Below are 17,055 nucleotides of genomic sequence, written 5' to 3'. Positions count from 1 at the left end.
CTAAATGTCCAGGTTCTCCACTTCCTTCGCGTGCGAGGTGATGAAGTCCTTTCTCGGAGCAACCTGGTCGCCCATGAGGATGGTGAACAGCTCGTCCGCGCGGACTGCATCCTCGATGGTCACCTTCTTGAAAGACCGGACCGCGGGGTCCATGGTCGTCTCCCAGAGCTGAGTGGGGTTCATTTCACCCAGGCCCTTGTATCTCTGGATGTTGGCCCCCTTTCCCAGTTTCTCCATGGCCGCGGCCAGCTCCCGATCGTTGTAAGCGTAGATCTCCTTGCTGTTGCCCTTCGAGACCTTGTACAGAGGGGGCATGGCCAGGTAGACGTAGCCGCTGTCGATGAGGGGGCGCATGTACCTGAAGAACAGGGTCAGCAACAGCGTGGAGATGTGGGCGCCGTCGACATCGGCATCGGTCATGATGACGATCTTGTGATACCTCACCTTGGAGACGTCGAAATCCGCGCCCACCCCCGCTCCGATGGCGGTGATGAGGTTCCTGATCTCCGCGTTCTTGAGGATCTTGTCCATCCGGGACTTCTCCACGTTCAGGATCTTGCCTCTCAGCGGCAGGATGGCCTGGAACTCGCGGTTGCGGCCCTGCTTGGCGCTGTTGTGAACGAAGACCCCTGAAGCGAGGGCGAAGTTATGGCTGTTAGGCACCTCGATGTCATAGACGTCAACTTTCTTACCAGAGGTCTGTACAGAGACCACTTTATGGTTGAAATTGGCGAGCGCATCATACAGCATTTTCATATTTCCATTAAAGTAACGATGACAAAATTTATCGTACCTGAGTAGAGACCTATCACGCAATTTCAATCTATATTCGCTATATGCTTTAACATCCAACCCACCATTGGTATCCAAGAATAGATTAAGGGCACTCATCGTCTTTCGGTAATATGTGTCCTCGAGAGCCCTTCTCCTTCTCTCTCTGAACTCAGGTGTCCATTGAGCCTTGGTGGTCTCCCTCCTCCACCTTAACAATGCAGGATCTTTCCATTGGTCCTTTGCGATTGAGGATAGTACACTCCTAATTTCTGGGTGCTCTACAAAGTATGCTTTCTTCTTTTCCGATTGCTCTCGTCTATGCTCTTCCTTCCCCCAGTACTCTTGCTGAGCCTTCATGAGCTGCTGAGCGTTTTGTAGCTGATACTCCAGATTTGACTCGTAATAACTACGCCATTTAGTTCCCATATATGTTTTATATTTGCTATCAGACCACTGTGCCTTTGCATTCCTAGATAATATCTGGCTTGTCTCAGGCATCCTCATCCTGTCACTCATGGCGGAGCGGAATTCTTCAGTCTTTTTATTGGCTCTGCACTTTTCCTTTGTCTCCGAGGTATGCAGGGTTTTCCCTACATGGGCACGATGTAAGGAGAGGTGTTCTTCCTTGGTCATCCGAATCAAGTTGGTGGGGTTGTTATTGCGCTTGTTGAAGTCCACATGGTGGCAATGCTCGCCCTCAGTATCGGTATAGCTCCCCTGCCATAAATTGTACCAGTCTGCTATCATATGTGTGAACAGCCAGGATTCCGAGTAGGCATCAAAAACCATCTCATAACCGTCGATAGTTATGCCCTTCTCGGCCTTGTCCGAGACCTTCCTATACAAAGGCATGAGAGAGTCGCCGGTACGAAGGTCGTTCGCTTGGCGATACTTACCGTCACGAAGCATGAAGCGATGGTCGGGCGTGCATTCGACGCTCTCGCCGTTATCGAGCGTAATCTTCACCACATCGACGTTCCTCTTTGTGACCCGAGCGTGGATCGCTCTTTCGATCCCGATCTTTCCATCATGACGAATGGTGTAGCAGAAATGTTCCTTGCCCTCAGCCTGCTCGGCGACCATTTCCACAAAGCTGAGGTCCCTGCCATCGGCCAGTGCCACCTTCGTATCGCCGGAGAAGCAGCCACCCGCACTGTTACCCTCTACGATATAGAGCTCCGACTTGGCGGGGTCCTTCTCCTGGCAGTCGGCCAGCTTGCCCGGGAGACCGCTTCCCTCGAGGAACCCCTTGCGGCGGGTGAGCTCCCTGGCCTTCCGCGCCGCCTCCCTGGCCTGGAACGCCAGTATGGACCTCTTTATGCACGCCTCGGCCACCTTGGGGCTCTCGTCCAGGAACTGGTTGAACTTCTCGTAGACGCAGGAATCGACGATGCCCTTGACCTCGCTGTTGCCCAGCTTGGTCTTGGTCTGGCCCTCGAACTGCGGCTCCGGTATCTTCACGCTAAGTATGGCCGTCAGACCCTCGCGGACGTCCTCCCCGCTGAGGTTCTCCTCGTTCTCCTTGAGGAGCTTGTTCCTCTTGGCGTACTCGTTGATGCTGCGCGTGAGCGCGGAGCGGAAGCCCATGAGGTGGGTCCCGCCCTCCATGGTGTTGATGTTGTTGACGTAGGAGAACACGCTCTCGGAGTACGCGTCGGTGTACTGCATGGCCACCTCCACCATGACGTCCTCGCGCTCGCAGGTGAGGAAGATCGGACGCTCGTGCATGGCCACCTTGTTCTTGTTCAGATGCTGGACGAACTCCACGATGCCGCCCTCGGCGTGGAAAAAGTCCTCCCTCTCCCTGCCCGGACGGAGGTCGCGGAAGGTGATCCTGACCCCGCCGTTCAGGTAGGCGAGGTCCTGGAGGTGGTGGGCCACGGTGTCCGCGTCGAAGTCGAGGCTCTCGAAGATCTCGGGGTCCGGACGGAAGTGCTGCTGCGTCCCCGTATCTGTAGTCTCCCCGATGACCTTCAGGGGAGAGACCAATATTCCACGCTCGCACCTCATCTGGTGCACGTGTCCCTCCCTCCTCACGGTGGTCTCGAGGTACTCCGAGAGAGCGTTCACCACCGACAGGCCGACGCCGTGCAGGCCGCCCGACACCTTGTAGCTCTTGCGGTCGAACTTGCCCCCGGCGTGCAGGGTGGTCACCACCAATTCCACGGCCGGGCGGCCGTACTTCTCGTGGATGCCGGTAGGTATGCCCCTACCATCATCGGACACCGTGACGCTACCGTCAGCGTTGATGGTGATGTCGATCTTCGTACAGAAGCCGGCCATCACCTCGTCGATGCTGTTATCGACGACCTCGTAAATGAGATGATGAAGCCCCCGGGCATCGGTGGAGCCGATGTACATGCCGGGCCTCTTCCTGACCGCTTGCAGACCTTCCAACACCTGGATCTTGTCTGCCCCATAATTGCTATCTTCCATTGAAATCAAACCTCGAGATCCATTCCCTTCTTCCCCTAGAGAGCGGGCTAACTCAGTCGTTTTTTATAATGTAGAAGCTGTGCATCCCTTCTCCTACTTCGACCATCAATGTAATAGTCTCTATGTATTAATACCCTTCGAACTACATCTGGCTATATAAGTAAAACCACTGTCGGCGACATGAGGGGAAAGTGGTGCTCGGAGGCGCTTTTTTTATAATCTCCGGTACCCCCGGGGGCGGAAATGTCTTTTAGTTTGATGGACTTAGGATTTGACGATAGCTGATGGTCGTTTCGGTCGAACCCTACGTGGAGCAGATCAAGGAGGTGGCCCGCAAGGAGGGGCTTGAGGAGAGCGTACTCGCCCGGCGGGTCCGGGAGGGGAGGGTGGTCATCCCGTTCAACCCCGTGCACGGTCCCCGAGCCTGTGGTATAGGGGAGGGTCTGAGCGTCAAGGTGAACGTCAACGTGGGCACGTCCCGAGACCGCGTGGAAGTGGAGGAGGAACTGGAGAAGGTCCGCCTGTCCATGGAGTACGGCGCCGATGCCATCATGGACCTGAGCACCGGCGGGGACATCGACGCCATCCGCCGGAAGATCATCGCCTCCTGCCCTCTTCCCGTGGGCACCGTGCCCATCTACCAGACGGGGCTGAGGATGGCCCGCCAGGGGGCGCTGGTGGACATGGACGAGGACGACATCTTCAACGGCATCGTGCAGCACGCCAAGGACGGTGTGGACTTCATGACGGTGCACTGCGGGATCACCAAGGAGGCCGTGGAGCGATTGAAGCGCACCCCCCGGGTCACCGATGTGGTCTCCCGGGGCGGGTCCTTCCTGGTGGCGTGGATCCTGCACAACGGGGAGGAGAACCCCCTCTACCGGAGCTTCGATTACCTCCTGGACCTGGCCAAGGAGCACCAGTTCGCCCTGTCCCTGGGGGACGGTTTCCGGCCCGGGTGTATACATGATGCCACCGACGCGGCGCAGGTGCAGGAGCTACTGAACCTGGGGGAGCTGGTGAGGCGCAGCCGCCAGGCCGGGGTGCAGACCATGGTGGAGGGCCCGGGTCATGTGCCCATCGACCAGATCGCCGCCAACGTCCGCCTGGAGAAGAGCGTGTGCGACGGCGCCCCCTTCTACGTGCTCGGTCCCCTGGTCACCGACATCGCCCCAGGGTACGACCACATCACCGGGGCCATCGGGGGGGCCATCGCCGCCTACCACGGCGCGGACTTCCTGTGCTATGTCACCCCCGCCGAGCACCTCTCCCTCCCCACGCCCCAGGACGTCAAGGAGGGGCTGATCGCCAGCAAGATCGCCGCCCACGCCGCGGACGTGGCCCGGGGCCGGGGGCGGGACCGGGACCTTCGGATGTCCACCGCCCGCAAGGCGCTGGACTGGCCGGGCATGTACCGCGAGGCCATCGATGAGAAGAAGGCCAGGGAGTACCGCGCCCGGGGGACCACCGAGGAGAGCGAGGGGTGCTCGATGTGCGGTGATGTGTGCGCCATCAAGATAGTCAAGGAGTACCTGAAAAGGGAGTGAGATGGAGCCACTGAGGGGTTTCGAACCCCCGACCTACAGTTTACGAAACTGTCGCTCTTTCGCGGTCCCAGAGGACCTCTGGAACTGCCGCTGAGCTACAGTGGCGGACGAAATCCATCAAGCCATCCCTCAATTTATAGGTTTCCACCGTGGTCGATTATGCTGGTCCACTAACGAGGACATAAACACTTTAAATCGACTCCACGTTATTCTCTTGGTAGCCGTGCTTCTGGAACTGGGTGTACCGCAGGGACAGGTCGTCTCCCGTTGGAAGGGAGGTGAAGGTATCTTAAGAGAAGCACTGGGCCGTGTGAAGGCCGCCTCGTTCACAGGGTACCTTAAGATCAGCCTGTCCAAGGAGGGCGACCGCTCGGAGGCTTTGCTCTCCTTCGCCAGCGGGGCGCCCACCTTCTGCCTCAACGTCTTCCAGCCCTATGGCATGGAGGAGATATGGTTCCTGGGGGACAGGGCCACGGAGTACATGTTCGCGGACGCGGCCCAGCCCGAGGCGGTCATCACCCTGCACGGCGACGTCAACCTGCGGGACTTCGAGCAGTTGTTCCCCAAGGCCCGGATCAAGAAGCTGGAGGCCCCCCGGAGGCCCATGCCGCCGGCCGAGATCCGACAGGAGAAGCTGCGCGGGGAGCAGGGCGGAGGGCAGCGGGGGGCGGACCTCCTGGGCTCGTCGGCAACTGAGGATGCCGACCGCAAGAAGGTGGACCAGCAGGCCAAGGGCGTGTACGACCTGATCCTACAGTACCACAAGATGCGCTCCAACGTGACCAGCGGAGGAACGTGCGAGAGATGCGGTGGACCGGTGGACCTCCTGGGTTACTGCCCCAAGTGCGCGCCGGGCGAGGGCGAGCCGCCTGAGGTGCTGATACCGAGGATGGACCCGCGGTTCACCTTCGACTCGTTCGTGGTGGGGAGCGGGTCCCGCTTCGCGGAGGCGGCGGCGCGCGCGGTCGCCGCCGATCCAGGCTATCTGTACAATCCCCTCTTCATCCACGGCAGGACGGGGCTGGGCAAGACCCATCTCCTCCAGTCCATCGGGCACCTGCTGAAGGGCATCGACGCCAGCTTGAGCGTGACCTACCTGCCTCTGGAGTCCCTGGACGAGGAGTATCTGCAGTCCATCGGCAACCGCTATGAGGGCCCCAGGCAGGAGCTGGAGCAGACCGGCCTGCTGCTGATAGACGACCTCCAGTACCTCTCGGGAAAGGACCGGGTGCAGGAGGAGCTGCTGAAGGTCATCAACAAGCTGGTGCCCACAGGGATACAGATCGTCATCACCGCCGACCGCGCCCCGCGGGAGATCCCCGCGCTGTTGGAGAGGCTGACCTCTAGGGTGGAGTCGGGCCTGGTGGTGGACATCGGGCCCCTGGACCATCCCAGCAGGCTGGCCATCCTCCAGAGGCTGGCCAGCGATGCTGAGCTGGAGATCCCCGACGATGTCATGGCCTTCGTGGCCGAGAGGTGCCCGGACAATGTGCGACAGCTCGAGGGAGGCATGAACCGCGTCCTCGCGTTCGCCTCCCTCATGCGCTCCGAGATCACCCTGGACATAGCGCGTGAGGTGCTGGGGACCGAGAAGGCCGTTCCCCACGTCCGGAAGGCCAGGCTGGAGGAGCACCGCTCCTATGTGGTGGAGGAGTCCCGACCCGAGCTCACCTACGAGCTGATGGCCGCCAAGCTGGACGAAGGCTACCGGGGCCTGGTGTTCAGCCGCAGCAACCCCAACTCGGTGCGGGAGAAGATCCCTGGCCGAAAGGCGGAGATCTACTGGCTGACTGAGCATGAGTCCAAGAAGGTCAAGACCGTGCCCCCTTCGTTGGAGAAGATAGTCATGCTATCGGAGGAGCATATGCGCCTGGACGGTCCCTCGATCGTGGTCCTGGACGATCTTCACTACCTGATAAGCAACGCCACCTTCGAGGGCGTAGTGAGGTTCCTGCGGGCCATGGTGGACACGGTCTCGGAGCGCCAGGCCATCTTCGTGGTGTCCATCAGCCCGGAGAGCCTCAGGCTCCAGGAGCGCTCGATCATCGAGCGGGAGCTGGAGTCGGTGCGGCCGTGATCACAGCTTCTTCTCTTCCGCACGGAACTCGATAAGGCGGTCCAGGACCTCTTCGTGGCGTCCCCTCTTCATGGACACGCCCGCGTCCTTCAGGAGCTTCACCATTAAGGTGACGTCCTTGCCCTTGGATTTAGCCTCCAGGAGAGATTGCTTGGCCTTGCGCAGCTCCTCCGCGAGCATGTCCGGCAGGGCCCTGTTCAGCTCCTCCCTTCCCTTGCGGGAGAGGATGCCCATGGTGTTCCAGTCCCCGGTCTCCCCCGCGTCCCGGGCCTCATTGAGGAGCTTGCGCGACTCCCTGACGTCAAGGTAGAAGCGCTCTGAATTGAGGATCAGCTTTTCCAGGGACTCGTACAGCTCGTGGGCTTCGACGTACTTCCCTGTGAGGACCTCGGCCTGGTGCTTCCCCGAGCGTGCCAGTTCTAACGCCGCGGCGTAATCCTTCTCCGCCAACCTGTCCTTTGATTCGACGATGTTGCTGGAGATGGTCTCGTGGTCGGAGCCCATCTTGCGGGCCACGTCCTCCAGGTTCTCCAGGTACATTATGTCCCGTTCCAGCCTGTCGGTGATCACACGCTCCAGCATTCCCCGGCACTCCCGCATCGTCTCCACCGCCGGCTCTATCTCCCGGCGCTTTCCCAGGGCCACGGCCTTATCTATGAGCCTGCGCGTGGCCGTGGTGTCTATGGAGTAATCCTTGGCCAGGGTCAACAGGGGACCGACCTCGTTGACAAGGTCGGAGAACTCCTCCTTCATCTCCTTCTCCTTGGCCGCCTTGATCTTATCCGGAGATTCGGCCTCTGGGACCGCCGCCGGTTCCGGCGCCGCGGGAGGAGGAGAGCTCACAGGTGGAGCGTTCACAGGGGGGGCAGGAGCCGGGGGCAGCGGGGCCGGTGCCGGCTCGGGCTCAGGGGTCGGCTCTGTCAGGTCGATGTCGCGGCCGCACTCCGGGCAGGTCACGCTCTCCCCCGATATCGTTGCGTGACAATGGGGGCACTCGATGTCCGCGACCTCTTCTATCACGAACTCCACGCCGCACTTGGGGCAGTGGTCCACCTCTCCATGGATATGCGTCCCGCACTCCGGGCAATCGAACTCGAAATCGTCCTCGATCTGATCGTTAGTGGCGGTACCTGACAGACCATCACCTCTGGCCAATAAGCTAACGTACGAGACCCTGTTTGGTTAAATAATTGTCGAACTGCCAACGCAAAGTGAGAATGACTCACCCATCCAGCATGGATTTCATGCGCACCGCATCGCCCGAGGGATCAGGCGTCTCAGAGATTATGGTGACGTCCCTCCCGCACTCCCGCAGCAGGCCGCTCAGCAGGGAGAAGTCCGGTTCCTTGGCCTCCAAGAGCAGGTGGCGTTTCTCCCCCTTCGCCGTGTACTCGATACAGCTGAAGTGGCAGTGCAGCCTCCCCGGGATCATGTCCAGACCAGCCTCCAGGGCTGCCTTGAAGTCCTCCCTGGTGCGCAGGCATCCCTGCCCCCGGGCATGGATGTGGGCGAAGTCCGGGACCGGCTCCGCCCCCTCGATCTCGGCCATGACATCGGCGATCTCCTCGAAGGTCCCCCAACTGCCCGTCTTGCCCATGATCTCCAGGCCGATGATGGGGCTCAGGCCCTCGTCCGTTGCCACCTTCCGCACCCGCTTGAGGCTTTCCACCACGGCGGCGGTCGCGGCCTCCGGTTTTCGTCCCATGTAGGAGGCGGCATGCACCACCACGATGCGTCCACCGAAGGCATCGGCGGAGCGCAGGGACCGGATGAGCCAATCCTCGCTCTTGGCCTTGCCCTCCTTGTCGGAGTTGAAGTTGATGTAGTACGGGGCATGGGCGCTTAGCGATATGCCCAGCTCCCTCGCCCGCGGCGCCAGTTCCTGGGCCTTCTCCACGCTGAGGTTCACTCCCCGTCCGAACTGGACCTCCAGGGCGTCGAGGCCCAGGGCCTTGACGTTCTCCACGGCCTTGACCGCACCCTTGCTTCCCGGAGGGTAACCCGCAGGACCGAAGTATATCATGCGCAGGCCATCACACCGCCCGCCTAATAAGATTCTCCCTGAGCCCAGATAGCAAGGATATTTATCACGGGAGGGGCACTTCGGTATGAGAGAGCATGAGGACGGACGCAGTGGAGCTGAGGAAACCCGCCGATGCCAACATCATCGTCGGGCAGTCCCATTTCATCAAGACGGCCGAGGACATCTACGAAGCATTGGTCAACTCGGTGCCCGGGATCAAGTTCGGGATCGCGTTCTGTGAGGCCTCGGCGGACAGGCTCATCAGGGTCGAGGGGAATGATGATGAGCTGCGCGCGGCCGCCGTGGACAACGCCCAACGTATTGCGGCCGGACACACCTTCGTCGTAGTGCTCTCGCAGGCCTATCCCATCAACGTTCTGGGGGCCATCAAGGCGGTGCCCGAGGTGTGCGGCATCTTCTGCGCCACGGCGAACGAGGCCGAGGTGCTGGTGGCTGAGACCGAGAAGGGGAGAGGCATCATCGGAGTGGTCGACGGACAGACGCCACTGGGGGTTGAGAAAGATGAGGACGCCAAGAAAAGGAGAGAGTTCCTTCGACGCATCGGATACAAGCGCTGATGTTGAGAACCTGGACCTGTACGAGGCCTCGGCCAAGTACTACGATATCTGGCACGAGGACTATCAGGAGGACGTGAGGTTCTATCTGAAGCTGGCCGATAGGACCGGAGGACCTATCCTGGAGGGCATGAGCGGCACCGGCCGCATCCTCCTTCCCTTCGCCCGCGCAGGATATGAGATCACCGGCGTGGACCGCAGCACCGCCATGATGGACAACTGCGCGACCAAGCTCTACCTCGAGGACGTCGATGTGCAGCAGCGCGTCGACATCATCCAGGGAGATATCAGGGACATCAAGCTGGACCGCAAGTTCAAGCTGGCCTTCATACCGTACAACTCCTTCCTTCACCTCCTGGAGGTCAAGGACCAGGAGACGGCGCTGACCAATATCCGCGATCACCTCGAGGACGGGGGCCTGTTCGCGTTCGTGGTGTTCTCCCCGCGCCTGGACCGGCCCGAGCACCTGCTGCGGCACCGCGGGACCAGGCTCACCAAGCAGGGCGAGATCATCTCCTGGTTCGAGTCCCAGATATTCGACCAGCCCAACCAGAGGACGATGGTCACCTACTTCTACGACATCTCCCGTCAGGACGGCACCCTGCGGCGGGTGACCTCCGTGTTCACCCTCCGCTACCTCTTTCACCGCGAGGCCCTGGAGCTTCTGGACCGATGCGGCTTCGATGTCCAGGAGGTCTACGGGGATTACGAGGGGGGACCCTACAAGGCCACCAGCGAGCTCATGATGTTCGTAGCCAGGAAGAAAGGATGAAGGTTCCCCTGCTCGACCTGAGGTCCACCCTGGACAACGGCCAGGTGTTCCGATGGTCCCGGGAGGGCGACTGGTGGAAGGGCGTGGTGGGCTCCAGGCCCGTACGTCTTCTTCAGGAGGGCGACCGACTGCGCGTCGATGGGGACGTCAGCACCGCCTTTCTGCGCCGCTATCTCCGTCTGGACGATGACCTGGAGGCCATTTACGAGGACATTTCCCGGGACCGGTGCATATCCGCCATCATCGACCGCTTCCGGGGAATGCGGCTGATCCGCCAGGAGGTGTGGGAGTGCTCGGCCTCTTACCTTCTGGCGTCCTACTCCAATGTGCCCCGCATCAAGAAGATGATCGAGGCCCTGTGCCGCACCTACGGGCGTCGGCTCCCCGACGGCCAGTATGCTTTCCCGACGCCGGAGGAGATAGCGGAGGGGGCCGGGGACATCGGCACCTGCCGGCTGGGCTACCGCGCGGACTGGATAAGGTGCTATGCCCGCGCCGTCAGGGACGGGGAGTTCGACCTGGAGCACCTTCAGGGGCTGGCGTACGAGGAAGCAATAAGCTACCTGAAGAGAGCAAAGGGTATCGGAGACAAGGTCGCGGACTGCATTGCCCTGTTCTCACTTGACCATCTGCAAGCATGCCCGGTGGACGTCCGCATCGCCCGGGCCATGAAAGAGATCTATGGGGTCTCCGGGAGCTACAAGAAGGTGAGCGAGCATGCCCGGCGGCATTTCGGTAGGTATGCCGGTTATGCCCAGGAGTACCTGTACATCGCCGAGGACCGGGAGAACAAGAGAGAGCGGGCGCCTATGCCCTCGTGTCGTTCGTCGAGCACGTAGTGCACACGCACTCGGGCGCCTTTATCCCCGTATGGGTCTCGTAGACCTTCACGAGCATCCCGCTGCGCTTCACCATGTCGCATACCCGGCAGGTCTCGGTCACGATGTCGGAGCCGGCCACGATGCGCTGGGCGGAGCGGGCGATCTCCTCGCGGAACTCCTCGTACTTCCCGCTTCCCTCCAGCTCCCTGTTGGTCCCTCTCTTGGACTTCAGATACTGGGATATGGCGGCGTCAGTGACCCCGAAACGCCTAGCCACCTCCGCCTGGGTGAACCTGTGCTTCTCCACAAGCTCCCTCGCCAGCTCGCGTCTTATTGATGGGAGTACATACCAGACAATAAGCTCGCAGGGGATCTTCATGAGGCATCGGAACGAGTTAACAATATTTAAACATTAACGGTATTAAAGACCGGAAGCGGGGAGGGTCGCTCAGACCTCGCCCGGATGGGTCTTCTCATAGAAGGCCTGGACCTCCCAGTCGGGAATGGTGGGGACGTTGTCGGCCACCCTGATGGATAGGCCCAGGGACCTCAGATAGCGGTTCAGTATGAGGCGCGCATCCGCGTCCCCCTTGAAGTTCTGGACCATCATATCCGTGGCCTTGATCCTCCCCCAGAAGGAGCCCACCGTTCGGGGGCCGTCCATGACCAGGGAGTAATAGCTGCCTCCCAGGTCCTGCCTTATCCTCTCCCCCAGGTAGGTGTGCAGGGCATCCTCGGGACCGAGCACGAACTTCTCCGTGGCCTTCATCTTTCCGATCCTTCCCAGGTCCTCCCTCATTACCCAGTACACGTTCTCCTCACCCTCCACCAGGAACCCCTTCGCTAGGGATCCGTCCCTCTCCAGCTCGGCCAGGGTGGTGCGGAGCTCCTTCATGGACAGCTCGTACCGTATGAACCGTGCCAGGTTCTCCGCCGTGAACAGGCCGAAGTTGCGGAAGCAGTGCCGTACGATCTCCTTCCTGGCCTCGGGAACGCTGAGCGTGCTGGGAGGGATCAGGCGCACCCTCTTGTTCTGGTCCACGTAGGTTATGGTGGCGTTGTTCAGGGCCTTGAGCGCATCGTGCGTGCCCCGGTGGCCCAGGGGAGAGCGGTCGAAGAGCTGGTTCCGCGACAGGGGCTTGTTCTCGGCAATGGTCTGGATGACCGAGGCCATCTCGTCCGTTATCTCCCGGTCCTTGGCCCGGCGGCACAGGGACGCGAACTCCAGGGAGCAGAAGGTGACATAGTCGGGGATGGCCTGCACCTTGATCAGGAAGCCCATCTCGAACATCTTCTTCAGGGGAATGCGGTTCTTGCACCGCAGGGCCGCGGCCGCGTCCGACCTCAACCCCCCGACGGTCTTCATCGCCTCCAGGACGTTGGTGAAATGGCGCTTGGTTTCTATGTGCTGCTTCCACAGGACGAAGGACATGACGTCCTCCCAGGGATGGCGGTCCAGGACCATGGAGCCCTTGGCGAACATGGCCCCCATGCGCACGTAGTCGTGCTCGATGAGCACCTTCTCAATGTCCTCGGGCACGTCCTGCGGGGCAGTGTCCAGGACCTCGCGGAGGCGGACGATGTCGAAGCCCATCATGGAGTAGAAGGCCATGAACCGGTCCAGCGCCTCCAGGGCCTGTGGCAAAAGCGCTGGGTCCTCGAGGTCCAGCTCCCTGATCTCCACGCAGCCGCTCATGTTCCACTTCTCTGCACCTCCCACCAGGCGTCCGTCGGCGACGATGGGGAAGATCCACCGGTCCCCATAGCGGGCGGCTATGGAGGCCCACAGAGACTGCACCGAGGGATCGTAGAGCGAGACCACCCTCATCCCCGTGGAGGGGCTGGGCGCGCTTCGGAGGGCGTCCATCTCGTCCTTGAAGAGGTACATCTCCTCCCGGGACTCGCCCACGCTGATGGTCTCCACGTCCAGGGAATCGAGCACCGCGGCCACCTGGGCCATGGGGAACTGGGTGGCGGTGGTGATAGAGTATATGGACACGGGGCCGTGGACCCTCACGAACCTCTCCACGATGTCCCTGTAGGGATCGCCCTCGTAGGCGGGAGCGTCGTACGCAAGGTAGACGTTCTCCGACGACCACTCCTCCCTCTCCTCGAACCTCCTGACGATGTGCATGTTGCGGTCCAGGCGGTCCACGCTCTCCTTCACCTCATCCTTACCGGCGCCCACCAAGGGCACGATCTGCCGCAGGGACGTGCCCTCATCGCTAGAGCGGATGACGTCCAGCACCCGCTGGTCCAGAGGCCTTAGGGGACCGTTGCGGTACGCCGCCACGTATGCCGGGGCGTCCCTGGCCCGCACGTACCTCACCCGGCCGCGCAGGAAGCGCCCCAGCAGCAGGTCCCCGGAGCGGCGCATCTCCTCCCAGTCCTTGAGCTGGAACCCCTCGACGCGGTAGAACGCGTCCAGGGGCATGCCCAGGTCCCCGTAGTGGTCGAACAGGGCCTCGACGGACGGGAACACCCGCTCCTGTTTGGAGCGGCGGTACCTCTCCACAGTGCGGTGATCGTAAGCCTTGAGGTCATTGGTCTTGAGACGAAGGTAGTCCCGCTTGAGCATGTACTGCTCGTGCTCGGACACCAGGAAGCGGCCCTTGGCGACGCGGCCCTCCTGCGACAGGTCGTCCAGGGCCTGACGGACCCCAGCATCATCGATGCCGAGGGCGTAGGCTGCCTCCTCCGCGGTGGCCGGAGCATAGCATTCCATGTGGCGTAGCAGGACCTCGTCCAGGGCCTCCTGGTAAGGTCTGCGCTCGACCTCCCGCCGTCGGTATGACCACCTGCCGTCCTTGTAAACGACTCGTCCCACCCCTCCCGTTGCCTCCAGCTTACGCAAAGCCGGATAGACCTTGTCGCTGGCGATGTCCAACCTCTCCGCCAGCTCCTGCGGCGTGCGCGGATCTGAAAGCTCCTGCAGAATGGAGCTCTCCAGTTCTCCCAAGGTCCGGTCCCGGGACAGCACCGAGATGTATGTGGGAAGGTCCTCCGCGGGAACGAAGTAAGCGTCGTCGATGTACACTGAGGATATGGCCCCCTCCTCGATGAGCTCCCGGGACCACGCGTCCACCTGCTCACGTGAGGATATGGTGTAGGGATAGACGTTACGGCCCTTCTCCTTCAGCACTCGTATGGGGGCGGCCCGCCGGACCAGGGATAGGAGATCCTCTTTACTGGTCACTGTACCTAGCCGCTTGCGGAAGTAGGGCACCACCTGATCCTCGGTGAACTCGAACTCCGAGACCTCCGAGCCCATGACCTTGGAGAGCACCTTGCGGTGCAGCTCCCTCAGGAGGGCGCCGCGGTCCTCCATGAGGACCATGTCCGATATTCCCGCGAGGACGGCATTGTGGGCGAACGGCGAGGGCGTGGAGGTGTAGTCGATGGACCTTACCTTAACATCGCCGCTCTCGATGGAGCGCAGCACCACCTGGGCGTTCTTGATGTCCATCACGTCCTCCATGATCTCCCGGTAGGTCTCATCGATGACGGGGACACCTTTCATGTTGCTTAGCGCCTCAAGGAGGTAAGTGGAGCGCACCTGCTGCCTGCCCACGGACACCTCCCTGCCCTTGTAGTTACGGAGGATCATGAAGCTTCGGGAGGCGGTATGGCGGAACCTCTGCTTGAACAGCTCCGAGTCCTTGACAGCTCTCATCAGGACGTCCTCCAGCATCGTGGAACGGACTATGCCTTCCAGCCCCTGAAGCTCGATGCGTTTGGGCGAGGACACCATGAACGTGTCATCGGTTATGGTGACCGATACGTTCCCGCCGATCTGCTGGGTGAGCATGAAGGCGTACGCCCGGGAGAGGGCATCGTTCACCCGCCGCCCGAAGGGGAAGTGGAAGATGACGCTGTGGTTGCCGCTCATGTCCATGTAGCCCTCGATCGCCAGCTCCTTGTCGTTGGGGATGAAGTCGCAGGCGGCCTTCTGCTCCCGGAAGTAGGAGAGGATGGAGCGGGCGGAGCCATGGTCGATGCCGAAGGAGCACAGCCACTCGATTATCTCCCGGTCCTCGCGGCCCAACTTGTGCATCAGCTCACGGCGGAAGGTGGCGATGTTCATGGACAGGTCGAAGGACCGGGGCAGCATCTCGCCGCTCCACGTGGGTACCGTGGGTTTGCGGCCGGCGGCCTCCTTCACGAACGCCTTCATGCCCTTGGTCCTCACGTACTCATACGATTTACCGCCGAGAACGAACACATCCCGGGAGGAGAGCCTCTCCACGAACTTCTCGGTAAGGTCGCCGATCAGACCACCCTTCTCCGTGAACACCTTGTAGTTGGCCTCCTCCGGTATGGTACCAAGGTTCAGGAAGTAGATCATGCGGGAGCCGGACCGGCGCCCGAACCGCCCCTCCGCCTCGTCATACCACAGCTTGGGGTACACACCCTCGAAGGCGTCCTTGCTGCCCAGGTACCTCAGCACCTCCAGGTACTGCTGCTTGGGGAGGTTGCGGTAGCAGTACGATCGGCGGACCACCTCCAAGGCCTTGTCCACGTCCCACCGCTGCTCCAGGGACATTCCCACGAGGCTCTGGGACAGCACGTCGAGGCAGTTCTCGGATATGGCCACCCGGTCGATGTGCTTGCGGTGCGCGGCCCGGCACAGCACCGCGCACTCCACCAGGTCGTCCTTCTCGAACACCAGCATGCGGCCCTTGGACGTGAGACCAAGACCGTGCCCGCTCCGGCCGATGCGCTGCAGGCCCTTGGCCACCGATTTCGGCGAGCCTATCTGCACCACCAGGTCCACGAACCCGATGTCAATGCCCAGTTCCAGGGAGGTGGAGGAGACGACGCACTTCAGCTCGCCCTTCTTGAGCCTCTCCTCAACGTCCAGCCTTATCTCCTTGGCAAGGGACCCGTGGTGGGCCTCGATGTTCTCCAGTCCTCTCTCCTTCAGCTTGTACACCACGTTCTCCGTGCCCGACCGGGTGTTGGTGAACACTATGGTGGTGCGGTGCTCCTGGATCATCTCGAAAAGCTGGTCGTACATCTTGGAGTTGACTATCTCGTAGGGCAGGGCGGTCATGTCGTCGGTGGGGCACTCCACCCTGACGTCGAGGTCCCTCTGGCGCATGATCTCCACCACGTTCACCTCTCGTGGCTTACCGTTCTCATAGCCCACCAGGTACTCGGCCACCTCCTCGATGGGGGCCAGAGTGGCAGATAGGCCTACGCGCACGAAGGGGCGGGCGCACAGCTCCTGCAGCCTCTCCAATGTCAGTGACAGGAACACCCCGCGCTTGGAGTCGCACACCTCGTGGATCTCGTCCAGGATGACATACTCCACCTGCGCCAGCTTCTCGCGGAACTTGGGGGCCGCGAGCACCAGGGCCAGCGATTCGGGAGTGGTGATGAGTATGTGAGGGGGCTTGCGGAGCATCTTCTGCCGCTCAGCCTGGGAGGTGTCCCCTGTACGAACACCCACCCGGATCTTGGGGAACTCGATCCCCTCCTTATCGGCCACCTCCTTCATCTCCCGCAGGGGCTCCTCGAGGTTGCGGTTGATGTCGTTGGCCAGGGCCTTGAGGGGCGATATGTAGACGGCGTAAACGCGGTCCTCCAGACGTCCTTCCTGGGAGTACTTGAACAGCTCGTTGATTATGGATGTGAAAGCGGTGAGGGTCTTGCCAGACCCCGTGGGTGAGGACACCAGGACGTTCTCCCGCCTGTGGATGAGGGGTATGGCGAACGACTGGGGCTCCGTGAAATCCTTGAACTTACCGTTGAACCACTTCGCGATGAGGGGGTCCAGCAAGGAGATGACCTCGTCCTTTTTGAACTTCCTAGAAACCTTATGCATCTCTCTTACACCGTTGAAATCATGCTCGATTCCCCTTTCCGATATTACTAGCTTTCGGGCAGATAATCGAAAGTGCGGGCGCTTCCCACCGATCTCGGGGCCTATCTGGCCTCACCGCAGGGCGTTGAAGAGCGCTTCCTCCATGGTGCTGGAAGCGTCCACGCACAGAAGAAAAGTTTTATGTGCGAAGGACCATGGGCTGA

10 protein-coding genes and 1 tRNA gene are annotated in these 17,055 nt (G+C 61.1%); 5 read left to right on the top strand and 6 right to left on the bottom strand.

Annotation, left to right across the window (positions count from 1 at the left end; all coding sequences use genetic code 11):
* A complete protein-coding gene (gene gyrB, locus GXX95_08280) occupies positions 1-3,216 on the bottom strand; it encodes a DNA topoisomerase (ATP-hydrolyzing) subunit B (protein NLT38139.1) in 3,216 nt (1,071 codons plus the stop codon).
* 278 nt (positions 3,217-3,494) lie between these two features.
* On the opposite strand from gyrB, the gene thiC reads away from it, so the two are divergent.
* Positions 3,495-4,757: a phosphomethylpyrimidine synthase ThiC gene (thiC, locus tag GXX95_08275; GenBank protein NLT38138.1), complete on the top strand. Its 1,263-nt coding sequence runs from the start codon at positions 3,495-3,497 to the stop codon at positions 4,755-4,757.
* A 2-nt stretch (positions 4,758-4,759) separates the two neighbouring features.
* On the opposite strand, the gene GXX95_08270 is transcribed toward thiC, so the two are convergent.
* Positions 4,760-4,862: transfer RNA gene (locus GXX95_08270), tRNA-Thr, on the bottom strand.
* 109 nt (positions 4,863-4,971) lie between these two features.
* Between GXX95_08270 and GXX95_08265 the strand changes: the two genes are divergently transcribed.
* The gene (locus tag GXX95_08265) at positions 4,972-6,834 is read left to right on the top strand and encodes a DUF835 domain-containing protein (protein NLT38137.1); all 1,863 of its coding nucleotides are present in this window, start codon (positions 4,972-4,974) and stop codon (positions 6,832-6,834) included.
* On the opposite strand, the gene GXX95_08260 is transcribed toward GXX95_08265, so the two are convergent.
* Positions 6,835-7,989 (bottom strand): zinc ribbon domain-containing protein, encoded by a 1,155-nt coding sequence (locus GXX95_08260; protein ID NLT38136.1) that lies wholly within the window; start codon positions 7,987-7,989, stop codon positions 6,835-6,837.
* A 67-nt stretch (positions 7,990-8,056) separates the two neighbouring features.
* The gene (locus GXX95_08255; GenBank protein NLT38135.1) at positions 8,057-8,857 is read right to left on the bottom strand and encodes a TIM barrel protein; all 801 of its coding nucleotides are present in this window, start codon (positions 8,855-8,857) and stop codon (positions 8,057-8,059) included.
* A gap of 95 nt (positions 8,858-8,952) precedes the next feature.
* Here GXX95_08255 and GXX95_08250 point away from each other — a divergent pair, with 95 nt between their 5' ends.
* Genes GXX95_08250 through GXX95_08240 form a run of 3 tightly spaced genes read left to right on the top strand, consistent with a single transcriptional unit; the run spans position 8,953 to position 11,043 of the window.
* Positions 8,953-9,435 (top strand): hypothetical protein, encoded by a 483-nt coding sequence (locus GXX95_08250; protein ID NLT38134.1) that lies wholly within the window; start codon positions 8,953-8,955, stop codon positions 9,433-9,435.
* On the top strand, positions 9,380-10,204 hold the full coding sequence (locus tag GXX95_08245) for a class I SAM-dependent methyltransferase (GenBank protein ID NLT38133.1): 825 nt from the start codon (positions 9,380-9,382) through the stop codon (positions 10,202-10,204). The genes GXX95_08250 and GXX95_08245 overlap by 56 nt, the downstream gene beginning before the upstream one ends.
* On the top strand, positions 10,201-11,043 hold the full coding sequence (locus GXX95_08240) for a DNA-3-methyladenine glycosylase 2 family protein (GenBank protein ID NLT38132.1): 843 nt from the start codon (positions 10,201-10,203) through the stop codon (positions 11,041-11,043). Before GXX95_08245 ends, GXX95_08240 begins: the two co-directional genes overlap by 4 nt.
* Here the strand turns inward: GXX95_08240 and GXX95_08235 are convergent.
* Together GXX95_08235 and GXX95_08230 are read right to left on the bottom strand one after the other, a co-directional pair.
* A complete protein-coding gene (locus GXX95_08235) occupies positions 11,012-11,404 on the bottom strand; it encodes a transcriptional regulator (protein ID NLT38131.1) in 393 nt (130 codons plus the stop codon). The genes GXX95_08240 and GXX95_08235 overlap by 32 nt on opposite strands.
* 69 nt (positions 11,405-11,473) lie before the next feature.
* Positions 11,474-16,852: an ATP-dependent helicase gene (locus tag GXX95_08230; protein ID NLT38130.1), complete on the bottom strand. Its 5,379-nt coding sequence runs from the start codon at positions 16,850-16,852 to the stop codon at positions 11,474-11,476.
* Positions 16,853-17,055: the final 203 nt, after the last annotated feature.

It is taken from the genome of Methanomassiliicoccus sp. (assembly GCA_012719175.1).
Classification (GTDB): Archaea; Thermoplasmatota; Thermoplasmata; order Methanomassiliicoccales; family Methanomassiliicoccaceae; genus UBA6.
Note: the sequence above shows the minus strand (reverse complement) of the source record. Positions and strands in the feature narration are given on the sequence as shown.